Origin of the sequence: Phyllobacterium sp. SL163 (genome assembly GCF_049896885.1) — a bacterium.
Lineage (GTDB): Bacteria > Pseudomonadota > Alphaproteobacteria > Rhizobiales > Rhizobiaceae > Phyllobacterium > Phyllobacterium calauticae.
The window spans coordinates 89,311-107,241 of sequence record NZ_JAFCVE010000012.1; the positions used below are offsets into that span (position 1 = coordinate 89,311).

Genomic DNA, 17,931 nt, shown 5'->3' on the forward strand with positions numbered 1-17,931 from the left:
TCACCGTCTCCGCTGTCGCCATGCCGTCTGCGCGAGCAGACTGCGCAATTGCGGCGCGGTTTCCTGGGCGGATGAAACCGGCAGCATCGGCAGTCCGAGTTCGACTTGCCAGGCGAGAAGGTTGCGTCCGCGTTGACGTGCGAATTCGCCGATCGCGCTTCGCATCTGGGGCCGCTGGAACGCCAGTTCGGCTTGCGTGGAGCCCCCGCTGACAACGATCCCGCCGCTGGTTGGGAGTTGAAGCAGAAAAGGATCGTAGACCAGGATTGCCAGCACATCGTTGTGCGTCGCGAGCCGCAGCAGCATGTCCTTGGTCGCGTCGGTATGGCCGTCGAAATCACTGACGATGACAATCAGATGATCGTGATCCGCCACGCTGGCGACCGCCTGGAGAGCGGCATTGAGCTGTCCACTGGACCGTCTTGCCGGCATATCCGCCGTCAATTCCTGATTCATCGCGGATATTCTGGTCGACAGGGCGAAAATTGCTTCGCGGCTGCGGTGAGGCCGCAGTTCATCAATTCTCTCGTCGTTGAAGACAAAGCCGCCGACACGGTCTCCGGAACCGAATATGCGCCATGCGCAAAGCGCCGCGGCTTCCGCCGCAGTCACGGATTTCATCGAGCGGCGGCTGCCGAAGAACATGTTTGTTCTCTGATCGACGACAATAAGCGCCGGGCGCTCCTTTTCCTCGCCGTAAATCCGCACGAATGGCCTTCCCGTCCGGGCCGTAACCCGCCAGTCGATGGTGCGGATATCGTCGCCCGCGTGATATTCACGCAATTCTTCAAAGGTCAGCCCGCGGCCGCGCATTTTTGAGTTGTGCCGTCCGACCAAAGACTGCTGCACGGTGGTCTTCTGCAGAAATGTCAGGTTGCGGGCCACCATCTCCAGCTTGGCCAGATCGTCGACGGTGACATAAACGCCGCTTGTGGTTTTCTGCACGTGAGCGGGACGCGTGACCATGGCATTCAAGCCACAGCCACGAGTTCGACGATCCGGTCGATCACGGCATCAGGTGATATACGTGCGGCGTGCGCGTCGTAGGAAAGGATGAGCCGATGCCGGAATACATCGTGAACGATGGCTTTGACATCGTCGGGCGTGACATAGTCGCGCCCCTTGAGCCAGGCGTATGAGCGCGAAACCTTGTCCAGTCCGATCACCCCGCGCGGGCTCACGCCCACCTGCAGCCACTTGGCCAGATCCTTGTCCAGCTTCAGCGGATAGCGCGTGGCAAATACAAGGGCCACCATATAATCCTCAACAGCCTTGGTCACGGTTACATTGCCAATCGCCTTGCGGGCATCGAATACCGCGGAGGCACTGATTTTCCGGGCGGATTTGGCGGTTTTCGCCTGTGCGTTCTCCTCGCTTCTCACCAGTCGCATGATCGCTGCTTCGGACGTCTCATCCGGATATCCGACTTCGATATGCATGAGAAAGCGGTCAAGCTGGGCTTCGGGAAGAGGATAGGTGCCTTCCTGTTCGATCGGATTTTGCGTCGCCATCACCATGAAAAGATCGGGAAGGGGATAGCTCTTGCCTCCCACCGTTACCTGCCGCTCTTCCATCCCCTCGAGCAGGGCCGACTGGACCTTGGCCGGTGCGCGGTTGATTTCATCGGCGAGTATAAGGTTGGCAAAGATGGGGCCCTGTTGAAATTTGAACTCGCCCTTGCCGCCTTCGCTGAAATAGATTTCCGATCCGGTTATGTCGGCCGGCAGCAGATCGGGCGTGAACTGCACGCGCGACAGTGAAGCATCAAGATTCTTCGCCAGGCTTTTGATTGCTCTTGTCTTTGCCAGCCCCGGCAGGCCTTCGACGAGAAGATGGCCGTTGGCCAGGAGGCCAAGCAACAGGCGTTCAACCATCGCCTGCTGGCCAATGATGGACTCGCCGATGTGTTTGCCAAGGAGTGTAATGTCGTCACGTGCGGTCATTCCGTCGCTCCGCCGAAAAACCATGAGTAGTACGCATTCCCGGCGACGCCTCCGCGCAACTGCGCGGCATTGCGCTGCCACCCCGCACGGTCGCCGTTATAGGCGCTCAGGCCCGTTCTGTAGAACGTGTGGAGTTTGCCGCGCTCCTCCTGCATCGCCGTGGTGAACGCGGCGCTTGCGCCATCGATGACAGGCTCCTTTGCGAGGTCCATGAGTTTGGGAAGCGTGATCGCGAACGAGTCGGGGCGCACCCAGGAGCCATACTCGATGCGCGGGTAGTCGTCGGTAACCGCTACGGCATCGCCGACGTAAGTCTCAAGTGCGGCCCGGTCGGTTACCCACGTCGCCATCAGTCCGGCAAGGGAATTCACGCCCACTTCCGCAAGGGCCTGTTTGACATCGGGCTGGTCGAACCGGGCCTGCATGCGCGGGAGGTCGAAACGCAGCGGTTCCTGCGAACCGACCAGCATCATTTCATGAAGTTCGGTGGTCCACAGCCCGACATGCGGAAACACATCGAGGAAACTGCGCACCAGGGACCGGGTGTCCTCGTCATTCTGGGTGGGAAGGGGCAGCCATTGCGCCACCAGCCCGCCGCTTCGCAGCCTGGAAGATGCGAGGCGATAAAAGTCTGTCGAGTAGAGATTTGCCACGCCCGCTGCTGACGGGGGCGGGGGTTCGAGCGTGATCAGATCGTACCTGTCGGCGCTTGCAAGCAGTTCACGCCTTCCGTCGCGCAGACGGATATCCAGTCGTGGATCGGATGCGACGTGATTGTTTCCGGCGAACAGGTTTGTCGCCCGCGTGACGGCCGGCAGAAGTTCGGCTGCGACCCTCCGTTCGAGGCCGTGATAGGTGAGCACGGCACCCGCCGTGATTCCGGTGCCCAACCCGATGACAAGCGCCGATTGCGGCTGCTGCTGCATGCTGATCAAAGGTATCAGCGCCTGAAGCCGCATATAGCGCAGTGACGGCAATGAATCCCCGGTGTTGGAAACGCCCTGAATGTAAAGTCTCCTGAACTTCTTGTCGCCTCCCTGCTCGAGGACAGCCACCGCCGCACCGAGGCCCTCTTCGTAAAACACCAGCTTGCCGCCACGCGATTGGGCCAGGAGATCCGCAAAGCGTGTCGAGGGCAGCAGAAAGGTGAGGGCCACGGCGGTGGCGCAAAACGCCAATGCTGCAGCGCGATGCCAGGCAACGGCAGCGATATTCCGGTAGACGGCGATGATACCAATTGCTGTCGCAATGACAGCGAGAAGCCCGAGCGAACCGATAAAGCCAAAGCTTGGGATCAGAAAAAATCCTGTCAGTGCCGTTCCGACTATGCTTCCCAGGGTGTTCCAGGCACTGACAAGTCCGACGCTGCGGCCCGTGCGGCCATCCTGTGCCACAATTTTCAACACCACCGGAAATGCCGCACCCAGGAGGACGGTGGCGGGCAGCACGGTCGTGAATGCAGCTATGGTGAACCTGGCGGACATTCCGGCGAGTTGATTACCGGTGAGGTTCAGAACCCAGTATTCCGCCAGCGATTGTGCCGTAACGATCCAGTTTCCCAACAGTGCTGTCGAGATCAGGGCGGCAAGCCCGGCTCCGGAGAGGAGAAGACCCAGCGTGCTCCAAAGGTTTTTCAAACGATCGATTTTGCCTGCCATCACAGCAGAACCGATGGAAAGCCCGAACAGGTAAGTTGCCAATACAATGGCGAAGGCAAAGCTTCGGGTGCTCATGAATTGAACGATGGACTGGGTCCAGACAACCTCATAGCCGAGGGCTACCGCGCCTGCGACAGTATAAAGCGCGAGTGCGAGACGCACGTCGCCGGTGTGGGGCTGGGAATTCCGCACGGCCTGCACCGCGGGAGGCGCGCGTCGGGGAATGGCCCACGATCCCGCGGCAGCGGCAATGCTGCAGCCGGCGGCGACATAGGCTGCACCCGAAATACCCAATGAAGGGATCAATATGAACGCGGCAGCGAGCGTGCCCGCAATCGCACCGGCGGTGTTGGCGGCGTAGAGGCGACCGCCAGCCGAACCGATATTGTTGCTGATCGATGTCACCGATCGCATCAGAGCCGGTAGCGTGCCGCCCATGAGGACGGCCGGAATTCCGATAAGAATGAAGACGGTCGACCAGGCGATAACCGGCGAGAACGTCTCGAGCTTCACGAATGGCAGCGCATAATGTGAAAGTAATATTGTTAAACCAATGCCGCAGAACGCCACTGCCGCTTCGAGCCCGGCATAGAGAGCAAGCGGCCTCGCGTGCCTGTCGGACTGTCTGCCGAATACAATGCCGCCAAGCGCCAGCCCTCCCATGAAGGCCGCAACCCCCGCCGTCACGGCATAGACATCCACGCCGACGACAAGCGACAACTGCCTGATCCATACGACCTGGAATACCAGAGACGAGAAACCGGAGAGAAACAGCAGCAACATGGCAATATAGAGCGATGCGCCGACGGCAGCGTGGCTTTCAGCCATGTCGCTTGCGTTGTCGCGAAAGTGCCTGTTCGGCTGCAGGTCCGCATTGGCGGTCATCAGGAAGCCTCCTTGCATAGTGAGAGGAAGAGGCCGCCAGGGGCGGCCTCTCCAGGATCATTTGGCTTTCTTTTGTTCCGCAGCTTTCTCGAACATCGAATCGATCTGTTTATGGACAGCCTTTTCGACCTGATCGACGCTGAAGCTCGCAGGCTTCTGGCTTGGTGGATACTGGATGAACGTCTGCAGGAATTCTGACGCTTTCATCGTGGCGATGGCGGTCAGATAGACATTCTTAGTCAGCCAATCATTGTACTGGTCGGAGGTGATATCGGCCCGTTCATACGGATCCATGCGCAGATTGAAGAGCTTTGGCACCCGCAAGCAAATCAGTGGATCCTGCCAGATGTTGAGATTACCCGGTGCACGTTGCTCGCAGAAGACGGCTTTCCAGTTATCCCAACGAATAGCGACGAGTTGCCCATCATCGTCGAAATAGAAAAATTCGTTGCGCGCACCCTTGGGTTGTTGCCCTTCCAGGTACGGCAATTGATTGTACCCATCGAGATGCACTTTGAATGTTTTTCCGCCGATGTCTGTGCCTTTCAACAGGCGATCCTTGATGTCTTTATCGCCAGCCGCTGCGAGAAGTGTGGGAAACCAGTCCAATCCCGAGAATATCTCGTTACTCACACTGTCGGGCTTGATTTTACCGGGCCAGCGGATCATCGCCGGCACACGGAACGCGCCTTCCCAGTTGGAATCCTTTTCGCTTCGGAACGGGCTCATTGCGGCATCTGGCCACGAGAACATGTTGGGGCCGTTGTCGGTGGCATAGACGACGATCGTATTCTTGGTGAGGCCTTCGTCATCAAGCGTCTTCAGGAGCTTGCCAACATCCTGGTCATGCTCCCACATGCCGTCGGCATATTCGTTGCCGGGCATACCGCTTTTGCCGCGGTATTCTTCGCGAACGTGGGTAAAGACATGCATGCGGGTGGTATTCATCCACACAAAGAACGGCTTATCTTCCTTGCCGTGCTTCTTGATGTAGTCGATGGCAGCGCCCGTCGTTTCGTCGTCAATCGTCTCCATACGTTTGGTGGTGAGCGCGCCGGAGTCTTCGATTTTGCCGTCGGCGGTCGCCTTCAGCACGCCGCGCGGCGAGAAGTTTTTCACGAACGGATCGTTCGGGTCCTTGGGCCAGTACGGGCGTTCCGGCTCCTCTTCAGCATTCAGGTGATAGAGATTGCCGAAGAATTCGTCGAAGCCGTGGTTCGTCGGGAGGTATTCGTCCTTGTCACCAAGATGGTTCTTGCCGAACTGGGCCGTGTTGTAGCCGAGCGGCTTGAGGGCTTGGGCAATAGTGATGTCCCGATCCTGCAGGCCAACAGGAGCGCCGGGCGCGCCAACTTTGGAGAGGCCCGTGCGCAAGGGTGATTGGCCGGTGATGAACGACGAGCGGCCTGCAGTGCAGCTGTTCTCGGCATAATAGTCCGTGAACATCATGCCTTCCTTGGCGATGCGGTCGATGTTCGGGGTCTGATAGCCCATCAGCCCACGCGTGTAAGCACTGATATTGGACTGGCCGATGTCGTCACCGAATATGACAAGAATGTTGGGTTTGGCCGCCTCTTGCGCATATGCAGGCTGCGTGCCCTGCCATTGCGAGAACGAGATGGCGGTAAAGGCCGCTGCGGTTGCCAAAAGCACTGTTTTGGCTCTGATTCCTCGCGGCATGCAGGCGCTCCACAGGGACGCGCGCTTGTGCTCGGGGTCAGCTGTCATGATGATTCAACCTCCTGTTGCAGATTGTGGTGTGGCTCACGTCGTGGTCTCCCGGTAAGGTTGGTGAACCGGCCGCAAAGCGCGGGTGGAAGCACCGTTTCGTACCCTTGAAGTTGCCGGAAGTACGTTACTGTTACGAATGAGGCTCAGAGCGCGGCCAACCGTGGTTTGCCGCGGCAAAGCGGCTGACACGCATGAAGTAACGATTGGATTTTATTTCCCGAGCGCAAACTGAAAATTGACCCCGGCGAATACCTGCCACTCGGGATTGCCGGCGCCATGGTCGAACACCGTATACTGAGGCTCGACGAACGCATTCATCGTGACCTTGTCGTTGACCTGGAACACCTTGCCGACGCCGAGCCCGACAGGGATCGAGTAGTTTCCGCTTTCCAGATCAAAGTTCCAGGTGGCCGTGGAGCGGAGATAGAAGCCATCTTTCAGATTGAAATTGACGATCGGCTGGAATGTCGCAAGGGAAACATCCTCACGGCTATCCGGGCCGGCAAACGAGGTTTGATAGGTGGCCAGTCCGGCGATCAACCCCCAGGTCTGCGGAGCGACAACAACACCTGCAGCACCGACCTGCCATTTGCCCGATCCAAGCACGTCATCCGTGGCGGTCGGCAGCACGACGAGAGGGCCTAAGCCGAACGACACTTTTTTTCCGGGGACCAGAAAAAGGTCCATCAGCGTGAGATCGCCGAGCCCCGTGCTGTATCCCGCCGGAAATTCAGGCGCTGTCGCCACAGGCAGCGTGAACCGGAGCAACTGCGGAGCGCCGAACATGTCTGATGGTATCAGGCCGCGCAGCAGGAACTGATTGGCATACCGGTTGCCCGGCAACCCGGAAAGCTCGGGAACATAGTAATCATGCAAATTGATCGTTATTTTGGGCGTGAGCGGGTTGTTGGCAGCATTCACATCCTCATGTTGTTGAGCAAAAGAACAGGTAGCGGAGAGAATACTGGCCGCAACGGCTGTCATAAGGGCGATAAATTTCATGAATGGCTCCCCGCGTTTGATTGCGGAAGGATATTCATGGCGTTGTCCGGATGTGAGTACGTAACTGTTACATTCAATCGATGTGTATCGTCCGGATAAGTAACCGTAACGTACTGCCATATTATTTTTGCCGATACATCATGTATCAGCCTGGCTGCTCGCTGGAGCATGCCTGACTGATAGGGGCGGGTCAGACGAAAGTGATTCAGATGGCGTCGGCACAGCGAGGACTTTGGAAATTGATGCTGAAGCTGCCCGCGATGCGGGGGCAGCTGCAAATGGAGAGCGCGAAAAATAAGGCACTTGTGGGACTATGCGACGCGTTTGATGATGCGACGACTGCCCTTGACGAACTGAACCGTGATCCAAGGTCAAATGCAGACCTGATCAAGGAGTATGAAACCATCTGCTCTGAAATCGAGAGCGAAGTCATTGATTTATGCATAAATCTGAAAAGCCGGTCCATTTAGCGGAAAGTACGCTTGTCAGGGAGGCGGACGTTTACGCCACCGCTTTGTGGATCGGGCAAGGGGGGGGCGCCAGCTCCCGGCTGGCGGGTTTTTCCAAGCCGGCTTGCGCCGTATGGCAGCCGCTATTGCTTCTTGATGAACTTATCCGGTGAATAGGAGAACGTCAGCCCGAAGAAGACCTTCCAGTCGCGCAGTACGACAAACGCGCCCGCCGCACCTGTCTGCCATTTGCCGCTGCCGAAGCGATCCTCGCTTGTGGTGGGAAAACTGAACAGGGGACCGACACCGAACGCCCAGCCCTTCCGCTCGAGAACCGGAAAAGGTTGGGATTATCGTGCAGCAGGCATGAGCCTCCGAAGTACGTTACGATTACACATTCAACCGAACCGTCGCGCTCGGGATTTGAGCGTAACCGTAACGTACTTTTCACCGAGGGCGGACGGATGGCAACCTGAACCGTGAAACGGGGACTATCCCAGGATTCAGGTGCAGGGCTGATAATGATGCGTATTCGACACTCTTTGTCAGCAACGGTTCTGCTGGTGTCCGGATTTGTCACGGCCCAGATCAGTGCCCATGCCGATGACGCTGACGAACTGGCGAAAAAGGTGTCAAATCCTGCTTCGTTTATGATCAGTGTTCCGGTTCACGGTGACAGTGATTTTGCGAACAGTAGTGCCGGTCACGGCTTCTATCAGACCTTGGACATCGAGCCCGTGATCCCGTTCTCGCTCAATGCGGACTGGAATCTCATCTCGCACACGGACATACCATTTGCCTATTCCGACCCGGCAGGACCTGACGCCAGCCGTTTTGGGTTGGGGGATATAAGCCAGAACCTGTCGTTCACCCCCTCGTCGCACGGGGCGTTTATCTGGGCATTCGGACCACAGCTGTCGTTCCCCACCGCGACCAATGCCATGTTCGGCTCCGGCAAGTTTTCGGCGGGGCCATCCGGACTGCTGCTGCTTCAAACCGAGAATGTGACGACCGGAGCGTCCTTCGATCACATGTGGTCGCTCTTTGGGTCATCCGGAAGGCCCGATGTCAACCAGTCGGAGGTCCAGCCTTTCATCGCGTGGCATATCGGCAAGGGCCGGACGATATCCGCCAGCCTGGACGCGTCCTATGACTGGACCGGTGACAACTGGAGCCTCCCGGCCTCCTTATCCTTTTCCAAGATTGTCAAGATCGGCGAGCAGACGGTGAGCCTTTCGATCGGCGGAAAATATTGGATTGAAGGACCGGATCAGTCGCCGGAGTGGGGCATAAAATCGGGAATTACCTTCCTGTTCCCCAGCGGCCGGCCGAAGCCATAGCGCAAAGATCCGCCCGTGTTGCGGGATCGCTTCGCACCCGATGCAATCTCTCACCTACGCTTGCTGTTACGGTTACGTACTTTCGCACATCGCGCGATTTTGCTTCGTTCAGCTTGGAATATCTGAAGCTGCTGGTGATCGTTGGAAGCCATGTCGCACGCCATCATCGCTACGGCCAGCCGATGAACCGGAGCACCGGATCAACCTATGGACTGCACGCGAAACTGAGTGGATAGGATCGAGACATGTCAAACAGATTTATCGTTTTGGGTGGGGCGGCCGTCATCGCCTTTCTTGCACTGAGCGCCGCCGGGCGTGCCGAGACTATCAGCTATGGCGATGCCGTAACGACGCTTGCCAATGACTGCGGTCCGGATATCAAAAAGTTCTGTGCCGGCCTGAACCTTGGCAACGGGGTCATTGCAAACTGTCTTGCAAAGAACGCTGCGAAGATTTCGCCGAAATGTACGTCATCGTTCAACGCGGTGGCCGGTTCCATCGGGCAGCGCCGGGAGGCCCAGACCGCTTACTTCAATGTCTGCAAGGGCGACATCGCCCGGCACTGCCGCGGTATCAAGGGCGACGGCTACCAGCTGTCCTGCCTGATCAAGACACAGAAGATCGTCAGCGGCGAATGCAATCAGGCAATCACCAACGCCGGATGGCGGTGAACCATGCGCCCCACAGGAGAAAAGACAATGTCCGCTCGTCGACTTGGCATCATCATCGCAGCCGGTATCATGTTCCAGCCCATCGGCGCCTTTGCGCAGGAAGTGACCCAGCAGCGGATCACCGCCAGCCTTGGCAAGGTCACGAAAGCCGCTCCAATCATCGATGTCGAACTGCTTCGGCAGGAGGCGCTGGGCAACCCCGGACAGAACCTGCAAACGCTGCCGAACTGGAAGAAGGTCAGCAAACTTCCGCAGATGCTCGTCGAGCTCAATTTTGACAACAACTCCGTTGCGATCGAGCCGCGCTCCTACCGGACAATCGGACTGCTCGCCGATGCACTCCACCATCCCAACCTGTTGAAGTACAAGTTCCTCATAGTCGGACACACGAGTTCGACCGGTGACGCCAAGCATAATCTTCAGCTCAGCCAGGAACGAGCGGACGCCATCAAAGACGCCCTTGCAACGACGTTTGCAATCGAGCCTGAACGGCTGTTTGCGGTCGGTGTCGGACAGGAATATCCGATTGAAGGGTCCAATCCGACAGCGGCAGACAACCGCCGGGTCCAGCTCTTCAACCTCGGGACTTTTACCGCGGTGAAGAAATAGAAGATGCGCGCTGCGGGTGAGTGCGACCATTCGCAGCGCGTCCGGCAAATGGCCGGCGACACGACCCTCGTTCCCGACAAGAGCTGGGAACCGGTTGAAGCGCGAAGGTAATCCATCTCGCTCCGGAGATGGGAAGACAGTACGGATTCCTGCCAACCCACAATTAGGGATATTGCTTTTGTGGCAGTAAATTTCGGTTGGTACTGTTTTGTATTTACTGGAATATGTGGCTTTTTCACCAGTAAGGGCTATCAGCTTAATTATGTATAGACTTCATAATAAATTTTGTGCTGATTAACGCCGCCGCTTTATAATGTAATATTTTCATATACGGATAGATCTACTTTATAGAGCCAGCAAGGGACATCGAATCACGAAAGCTCCCATGATTTTGTTCGGATATGACAATTGAGGATATTGCGCAGACATGGCGACCGCTGGAGCGTTAAACTGATACCCGATCTGCTTCGACGTTGCGGCTTGATAGCTCCACGCGGAAACGCGCTCTCGAACGGCACTCACGCCGATACGTCGGCATTGCCGCTGTCGTCTTACGGCTTTTTTATGCTGTTAAGCGTTTTTGTTATCGTCATGGTTTTCGTCGTCGGCGCTATTGAAAGCCGGGGAAGGATAATCTCCCAGGCGGAAATCGAGTTGCGCCAGAAAACAGCTTTGCTTGAAGCCTATGTCAGCAAGATTCTGGAAGCCAACGACATGGTGCTGAACGACATTACGACTGAAGTCGGTGCGATCCCCTGGGCTGAAATTGCCGGTTCAGCGCGGGTTTCACAACATTTGGCAACGCAAAAACAGTATTTGAAACACTCCGGCGTTATTGCGCTGGTTAACGCTGAGGGTATGCTTGTATCCTACAGCGAAGGCTTTCCGGCAAAGTCCCTGAATGTATCCGACAGGGATTACTTCCGTTTCCATCGGGATGATACATCCGACGTTACGTTCATGGGCGAACCGTTGATTGGCCGCGTGTATGGAAAGCCGTCTTTGACCATGAGCAAAGCGGTGCGCCGTCCCGACGGCACGTTCGATGGCTTGATATTGATCACAATGCCCATCGATTATTTCTCAAGATTGTTCAATGGCGCTGCCTCCCAAACGGATGCCACCCAATTGCTGCGTGTGAACGGCGACGTCGTGGTGAATGTTCCGTTCTGGGAGGGGAGTGCGGCCGCGCCGGCATGGTTTGCGGCGGCAATTGCGGGGAACCCGGAGTCGGGCGAAGTTCATCATGTTACGTCGTCGGAAGGCATCGACCGCATCGTCGCTTACCGAAAAATTCTCGACTTCCCGTTTTATGTAACATACGGAATTGATGAGAACGCCCTGATGGAGGGCTGGCGGCAATCGGTTCGCATCTACAGCCTGGTATTGGGGACGGCATTGGCTGCCTTTATAACGACGGCATGGCTCGCGCGCAGTCGTTCAATCGCCTTGCTGCGCTCAAACCAATCGCTCCGGGAGGTTGGCGAAAAGCTTCTCGTTTCGCAGGATGAAGAGCGGCGTTCCATTGCAAGAGACCTGCACGATTCGACAGGTCAGCATCTGACTGGCGCGGCCATGGAACTGGAAAATCTTCGATCCACCCTGCCAGAGCTTAACACGGAATCGTCGTCGGCATTGTCCCGCACGGCCCAACTGATTTCGCTCAGCAACAATGAATTGAGGACGCTTTCCTATCTGCTGCATCCTCCCATGCTGGATGAATCCGGGCTGCCGAATGCTTTGGAGCTCCTCATCGGAGGATTTGAGGAACGAAGCGGCATGGACATCGAGTTGCGGGTCGATCCCGTTCTTGGCGTAAAACGGCCGCCGGCGGGTGTCGAACTTGCGCTTTTTCGCATTGTGCAAGAAGCCCTGACCAACATCTACCGGCATTCCAAGGCGACAAAAGCTGTCATCAGGCTCGTCCGGAACAGCACGACGACAGATTCGCGCCTTTCGTTGACGGTGAGAGACAATGGTGTCGGCATCGAACGACGGAAGCGCGTTAGCATAGGTGTTGGCCTGTCCGGCATGGAGGCGCGTCTTCGTCCGTTGAACGGCACGCTCGATATCTCGACAAACAAACAGGGTACGACGATCTCGGTACAGGTGCCTGGCTAGGTGTAGCGAGATCGCCGTTTGCTGAATAAGGTCTATTTCTTCGGTTTTTTCGTGAAGTCCGCGTAGATCTGGTCCGCCATTTGGCGGAGTGAACGTCCGATATTGGCGTACTCATATTCATTGAGATTGGCCAGCGACACACGCCCTGCGGGTTGACGCGTGCCGAAACCGCTGCCTGGAAGAAGGACAATGCCGGTATCGTTGGCAATGCGGAACAGGAGCTCGGTGGGCGCGACATTCTTTTTGACCCAATCGGCAAAGGCATCGCCATATAGTCTTCTGGTAATGTCTTCGAGATCGAGCAATGTGTAATAGTCGACTGCGTTCTCGTCCGGCCGGGGTGACAGGCCGAGTTCACGATAAAGGGCGGCCTCGCGGCGGCGGATGAGCTTCTTCAGCTCCGCCTTGTAGCCATCGCTCTCGTCCATGAGCGCAAAGAGCGAGAACAGGACCATCTGGATCTGCTGGGGTGTCGACAAGCCGGCGGTGTGGTTCAGCGCCACGGTGCGGCTGTCGGCAACCAGCCGGTCGAGGAAATTGAGCTTCGACACATCGGGCACCAATGTCGAATACCGTTCTTCCAGTTCCTTGCGGTCCGATTTTGGCAAGGCCTTCAGTTTTGCATCAAAGATGTTTCCCTGCTGGGCCGCAATGACGCCCAGACGCCAGCCGGTTGCGCCGAAATATTTGGAGAATGAATAAACCAGCAACGTGTTGGCCGGGCAGGTGGCAAAGAGAGATTTAAAGTCATCGGCAAAGGTGCCGTAGACATCATCCGTAAGGATCATCAGATCGGGGCGCTTTTCCGTGACGATCTTTGTGATCCGTTCCAGGCTCCGGGTGTCGAGCTTGACCGATGGAGGATTGCTTGGATTGATACAGAAGAAGATCTTGATGTCCTTGTCGAGAAGCTTGTCCAGTTCTTCGTCGGAATACTGCCACCCCGCACCGGGATCGGCATTGATGTGAACCTGCTTCAGCCGATAATCGTTCAGTTCAGGTATTTCGATGTAGGGGGTAAAGGCAGGCATGCCGATTGCGACTTTATCGCCGGCCGCAATGAGCTTGTTCTGTTTCAGCGAGTTAAAGATGTACGTCATCGCAGCCGTTCCGCCCTCGGTCGCGAACAGATCGATATCGCTTGAGGTCAGGAACCCGCCGATCATTTCCTTGACGATATAGTGCTTGACGATCTCTTCGCTTATTCGAAGCATGCGCGGCGGCACCGGATAGTTGCTGCCGAGAATCCCCTCGACAGCCTCGTGCAGGAAGTCGGAGGCTGAAAGGCCAAGCTGGTCACGCACATAGCTGAGGGCGCGTCCCAGAAAAACCACACCGGGCTGCGCGCGATGCTCGGAAATGAACCGCTCGAAACGGGCTTCGATCCCTTCAATTTTCGGCAGGCCGCCAACGCCATTCTGCATATAGGAAAAGGACAATTCTGCTTCGGCAACCGCAAACAAGCCGAGGCGGAAAAAGGCGCGCCGCGGCAAAGTTGCAAGGAAGTTCGGATTGCCGCGTCCGGCATTGAGGATCAACCGGTTTTCCCGCGCTGAGGCAACTTTGATAAGGGCATCCTTCAATTCGAAGGGGCTGAGCTTGGCGTATTGGCTGTAATCGGTGCGGGGCATGATTGTCTCCTCAAGCAAATGCGACGACCAGAGGGCCGAGCAGGGTCAGGAACACGTTGGCAAGGGCGTAGGTTATGGCAAAGGGTGCCGTGGGAATGGAATTTCCAGCCTTGTCGAGAATTTCCCCGAAGGCCGGGTTGGCGCTGCGTGAGCCGGAAAGGGCACCGGCGAAAATAGCTGTATTGTCATATTTCAGGACATAGCGGCCAAACAGCATGGTGATGATCAACGGCAGGATCGTCACAACGACGCCGATGAGGAAAATGGAAAGGCCGCTCGTTGCGATCGTTTGCACCGCCTGCAGGCCGGATTGAAGTCCCACGACCGCAACAAAACCTGCCAGCCCGAGATCGCGCAGAAGCGTCGATGCGCCGGTCGGCATATTGCCGATCGCGAGGTTTCGGCTGCGATACCAGCCGAAGAGAAGACCGGACAGCAAAGCGCCGCCGCCGCTGCCGAGCGTCAACGGTATGGAGCCGATACGAAGGACAATCAGGCCGACAAGCAGGCCGGCAACCAGGCCCAATCCATGGAAGACGAAATCCGTCTTGTCGCTCGGCAGAATGACCGTGCCGATCGATCTGGAAGCGCGTTGCAAATCCTGATCCGTGCCATAGAGAGTGACGACATCGCCAGGCTCAATTCTGGTGTCGGGATCAAGCGGCAGGGGTTTGTCGGCACGTTTGATGCCCGTCACGTAGATGCCGTGACGCAAATCCGCTGTCGCGGCCTCCTTGATCTCGCCCACGGTCTTGCCGATGAATGCCGGGCTGTTGATTGTCACGTCGCGTGTGACGACAACGATATCCATGCCCTCGGACGACTGCAATTCGGTTCCGATTGCTTCGGCCGCATTCACGACACCGGCCCGTCTGCCAACAACAAGGATGATATCGTCGGCCAGAAGCGTGAGATTGGGTTGCACGCCGATCAGTGCGCCGGCTCGCTTGATCCGTTCGATTGTAAACGTCGCGTCGCTCGCGCCGGCATTCTCAACCTCAGCAACGGTCCGCCCTGCTGCCTTGCCCACACGATAGATACGGCCAACAAGATCGGGTGCAGCCGGGTGTTCTCCCGGGCCATACATCTGTGCGCCAGCCAGCAGCGCTGCCTGCGCTTTGATCGCATCGTCTCTGATGCTGCGGCCCATGAGTTTTGGCAGAATATTGACGCAGACGATGATGGCGCCGAAAGAACCGAAGATGTAGGTGACCGCATATCCGACAGCCACATTGCCTTGCAGTCTCTGCACCTCGTCTGCTGCCAGACCAAGCTTGCCGATGGCCGCGCTTGCCGTGCCGATAATAGCGGATTGCGTGAGCGCGCCGGATGCGATGCCCGCTGCCAGCCCCTTATCGAGACCAAACATCCGCGCAAGCACCACAACGGTAATAAGACCACTGACGGCGAGAACGACAGCCATGGCAATTTCGCGCAGGGATTGGCGGCCTAACGAGCGAAAGAATTGCGGGCCGCTTTCAAAACCGACCGCATAGATGAACAGTGCGAAGAGAACCGACTTGACCCCGTTGTCAACGGAGACTCCGACCTGGCTGATCAAAACCGCGACGAGCAGAGACCCTGCAACGCCGCCCAACTGGAACTTGCCGAACTGGATCTTACCAATCGCGTAACCGCCGGCCAGCGACAGGAAAAGCGCGATTTCAGGTGATTGGCGAAAAACTTCATGAATCCAGTTCATCAATTCCCTCCAGTAGATGCCGCGGGTTGCTGACGTTTTCCGTGCCGAAATAGATCATTGATCTTCAAAGCTGTAAATCCTGCCCCAATCGGCCTTCATATCGACGAGCAGCCAGTTGCGGGTGCCGGCTTCTGTCAAAGCCTTGTCGAGCTTGCCGAAGTGAGAGTCGCGATCATAGGCGTATTCCCTGTCTGCGTCGGTGTGGTGCACGATCATCCCAAATCGAGGGCCGTCGCCTGCCGTTGCCCAACGCAGCATTTCGTAATCGCCGTCGGAATTCCCCGCGACGAAGATCGGGCGGTGACCGATGAACTTGTTGATGCCGACGGGTTTGCCTGCGCCATCGTCGATGAAGTCGATTTTCGGTTCACGCGTGAGGACGGGCGTGTCGCCCTCCAGGAGGTACTTGGTTTCTATGCTGCTGCCGATCACCTGTTCCGGCGGAATTCCATACATCTTCTGCGTCATCGGACGCATGAATTCGACACCGCCGCCAGAGACGATGTAGGTTTTGAAACCATTGTCCCGCAGGTAGTCGAGAAGTTCGCGCATCGGCAGGAACGTGATTTCATTGTAAGGGCGCTTGAACTTTGGGTGTCTTGCCGTCGCGAACCAATCGGTAACGATCTTGGAGAATTCGTCCGTTGTCATCTCCGCATGCGTTGCCATACCCAGTTCGACAATGCCCTTTTCGCCCGCGCTGGCCAGGCCTGCAAGATTGCCTTCCAGGATGGATTTGAATGGTTCCTTCTCCTTCCATTCCGGATGTTCCGGAGCGAGAACCTTGACGCGATCGATCATGAAACCGAGCTGAAAATAGTATGGCTGCTCGGACCAGAGGGTTCCGTCATTATCGAAAACGGCAATGCGATCCGCAACCGGAACGAAACTCGTTCCCTCCGTCGTCACCTTTTGAACGAATGCGACGATTGCAGCTTTCGCGCGGCCTTCGCGCCACGAAGGCAGCGCATCCTGGCTGAGCGCCAGTGTTGGGACAGCGGCAATCAGAATGGCTGCGAACAGCCCGGCGAGCCTGGCAAGTCTGATCATGGAGTGCTCCATTCTAGGCAATCAAGGGCGCTTGACGCACCGGAAGCCAACATGGCTGGTGGAGGTGTCTTCCGGCTCGGCGTGTCTGGCCGCCGGACGGTAACGCCTGCAGTAATTCGGGGCACAAAGGTGCGAGCCGCCCTTGAGGACCCTTCGCGGTATCCGGATTGCAGGCTGCCGCGGATCATAGCTCATTTCGATCGCTCCGCCGCGGGGATTGACAGGGATGCAGCACGCCTTGGCTGCAGGTTCGGGATGGCGCGTCGACCAGAAATCGCTCGTCCATTCCCAAACATTGCCAATCATGTCGTAGACACCATATCCGTTCGGCGGGAAGCTCGTGACGGGGGAGGTCCGGTCGTTTCCTTTCGAGCGAAGGTTGTGGTGGGGAAAAATACCTTGCCAGGTGTTCGCCATCAGTCGGCCGTCCGGTGTAAGTTCGTCGCCCCAGGCAAATTCAGCGTCGTCAAGCCCACCGCGCGCGGCAAGTTCCCATTCAGCCTCAGTCGGCAGATCCTTGCCGGCCCAGTCGGCGTAGGCCTTGGCATCGCACCAGGCAACGTGGACGACCGGATGATCGAGTTTCCGTTTCAAATCGCTTTTGCGCCCGTATGGGTGTCTCCAGTCGGCGCCGAATTTGAAGGTCCACCATTGGTTTATGTCCGAGCTGGTGACCGGTTCGCTGGGAGGATCGAACATGAGCGACCCTGCCTTGAGCATGTGCGGCAACGCCCCGGGATAGTCCTTCGGATCTGGCGCTTTTTCCGCAAGCGTAACGTAGGAAGTCGCTGCAACGAATTCCCCGAACTGCCTATTGGTGACAGGTGCGGCGTCGATCCAGAAGCCGTCGACCCGGACCGGGTGGCTTGGAGCTTCTTCGGCATAGTGCTTGTCGGAACCCATGGTGAAGGTCTTGCCAGCTATCCAGACAAGACCGTCCTCGGATATCGACGGCTCGCTTACATCTTCCCGTTGAACTGCCACGGTCATCCTGTCTCGCCTCCACATGCATCGAGTGCAGCATCAAGAAGAAGAAGGGCTGACTGAAGTACGTTACAGTAACAAATCCCGATCCGGGCGTTTCCGAACACAACAATCGCGCATACGCGTCTGTTGATACGGATGGAGGCAGTCGACGA

Annotated in this window: 14 protein-coding genes; 5 read left to right on the top strand and 9 right to left on the bottom strand. The window is 57.1% G+C overall.

What is annotated here, in order from left to right:
- The 5 genes from ACP7B1_RS23140 to ACP7B1_RS23160 form a co-directional block, all read right to left on the bottom strand.
- Nucleotides 1-966: a DUF58 domain-containing protein gene (locus ACP7B1_RS23140; RefSeq protein ID WP_426137278.1), complete on the bottom strand. Its 966-nt coding sequence runs from the start codon at nucleotides 964-966 to the stop codon at nucleotides 1-3.
- A 5-nt stretch (nucleotides 967-971) separates the two neighbouring features.
- Nucleotides 972-1,943, bottom strand: coding sequence for a MoxR family ATPase (locus ACP7B1_RS23145; RefSeq protein ID WP_346307761.1), 972 nt, complete (start codon nucleotides 1,941-1,943; stop codon nucleotides 972-974).
- Nucleotides 1,940-4,486, bottom strand: coding sequence for a fused MFS/spermidine synthase (locus tag ACP7B1_RS23150; protein WP_346307760.1), 2,547 nt, complete (start codon nucleotides 4,484-4,486; stop codon nucleotides 1,940-1,942). Before ACP7B1_RS23150 ends, ACP7B1_RS23145 begins: the two co-directional genes overlap by 4 nt.
- 57 nt (nucleotides 4,487-4,543) lie before the next feature.
- Nucleotides 4,544-6,166, bottom strand: coding sequence for an arylsulfatase (locus tag ACP7B1_RS23155; protein ID WP_426137286.1), 1,623 nt, complete (start codon nucleotides 6,164-6,166; stop codon nucleotides 4,544-4,546).
- A gap of 261 nt (nucleotides 6,167-6,427) precedes the next feature.
- A complete protein-coding gene (locus tag ACP7B1_RS23160) occupies nucleotides 6,428-7,219 on the bottom strand; it encodes a hypothetical protein (RefSeq protein WP_346307758.1) in 792 nt (263 codons plus the stop codon).
- 242 nt (nucleotides 7,220-7,461) lie between these two features.
- Between ACP7B1_RS23160 and ACP7B1_RS23165 the strand changes: the two genes are divergently transcribed.
- The 5 genes from ACP7B1_RS23165 to ACP7B1_RS23185 all read left to right on the top strand — a co-directional run bounded on the left by ACP7B1_RS23165 (nucleotide 7,462) and on the right by ACP7B1_RS23185 (nucleotide 12,409).
- Nucleotides 7,462-7,689 carry a hypothetical protein gene (locus ACP7B1_RS23165; RefSeq protein ID WP_346307757.1) on the top strand — a complete coding sequence of 76 codons (228 nt, stop codon included), beginning with the start codon at nucleotides 7,462-7,464 and terminating at the stop codon, nucleotides 7,687-7,689.
- A gap of 500 nt (nucleotides 7,690-8,189) precedes the next feature.
- Entirely contained in the window at nucleotides 8,190-9,008 is an 819-nt protein-coding gene (locus tag ACP7B1_RS23170; RefSeq protein WP_426137279.1) for a transporter, read from the top strand.
- Between the two features lie 245 nt (nucleotides 9,009-9,253).
- The gene (locus ACP7B1_RS23175; RefSeq protein WP_346307755.1) at nucleotides 9,254-9,679 is read left to right on the top strand and encodes a cysteine rich repeat-containing protein; all 426 of its coding nucleotides are present in this window, start codon (nucleotides 9,254-9,256) and stop codon (nucleotides 9,677-9,679) included.
- 27 nt (nucleotides 9,680-9,706) lie between these two features.
- Nucleotides 9,707-10,288: an OmpA family protein gene (locus ACP7B1_RS23180; protein WP_346307754.1), complete on the top strand. Its 582-nt coding sequence runs from the start codon at nucleotides 9,707-9,709 to the stop codon at nucleotides 10,286-10,288.
- Nucleotides 10,289-10,696: 408 nt separating this feature from the next.
- Nucleotides 10,697-12,409, top strand: a complete 1,713-nt coding sequence (locus tag ACP7B1_RS23185; RefSeq protein WP_346307753.1) for a histidine kinase — start codon at nucleotides 10,697-10,699, stop codon at nucleotides 12,407-12,409.
- Nucleotides 12,410-12,441: 32 nt separating this feature from the next.
- Here ACP7B1_RS23185 and ACP7B1_RS23190 read toward each other — a convergent pair whose 3' ends face one another.
- The 4 genes from ACP7B1_RS23190 to ACP7B1_RS23205 are packed head-to-tail and all read right to left on the bottom strand — an operon-like array spanning nucleotide 12,442 to nucleotide 17,782.
- Nucleotides 12,442-14,040, bottom strand: coding sequence for a bifunctional aspartate transaminase/aspartate 4-decarboxylase (locus tag ACP7B1_RS23190; RefSeq protein ID WP_346307752.1), 1,599 nt, complete (start codon nucleotides 14,038-14,040; stop codon nucleotides 12,442-12,444).
- 10 nt (nucleotides 14,041-14,050) lie between these two features.
- Nucleotides 14,051-15,742 (bottom strand): aspartate-alanine antiporter, encoded by a 1,692-nt coding sequence (aspT, locus tag ACP7B1_RS23195; RefSeq protein WP_346307751.1) that lies wholly within the window; start codon nucleotides 15,740-15,742, stop codon nucleotides 14,051-14,053.
- 54 nt (nucleotides 15,743-15,796) lie between these two features.
- Nucleotides 15,797-16,792, bottom strand: coding sequence for an HAD family hydrolase (locus ACP7B1_RS23200; RefSeq protein ID WP_346307750.1), 996 nt, complete (start codon nucleotides 16,790-16,792; stop codon nucleotides 15,797-15,799).
- A gap of 21 nt (nucleotides 16,793-16,813) precedes the next feature.
- On the bottom strand, nucleotides 16,814-17,782 hold the full coding sequence (locus ACP7B1_RS23205) for a formylglycine-generating enzyme family protein (RefSeq protein WP_346307749.1): 969 nt from the start codon (nucleotides 17,780-17,782) through the stop codon (nucleotides 16,814-16,816).
- Between the last annotated feature and the right edge of the window lie 149 nt (nucleotides 17,783-17,931).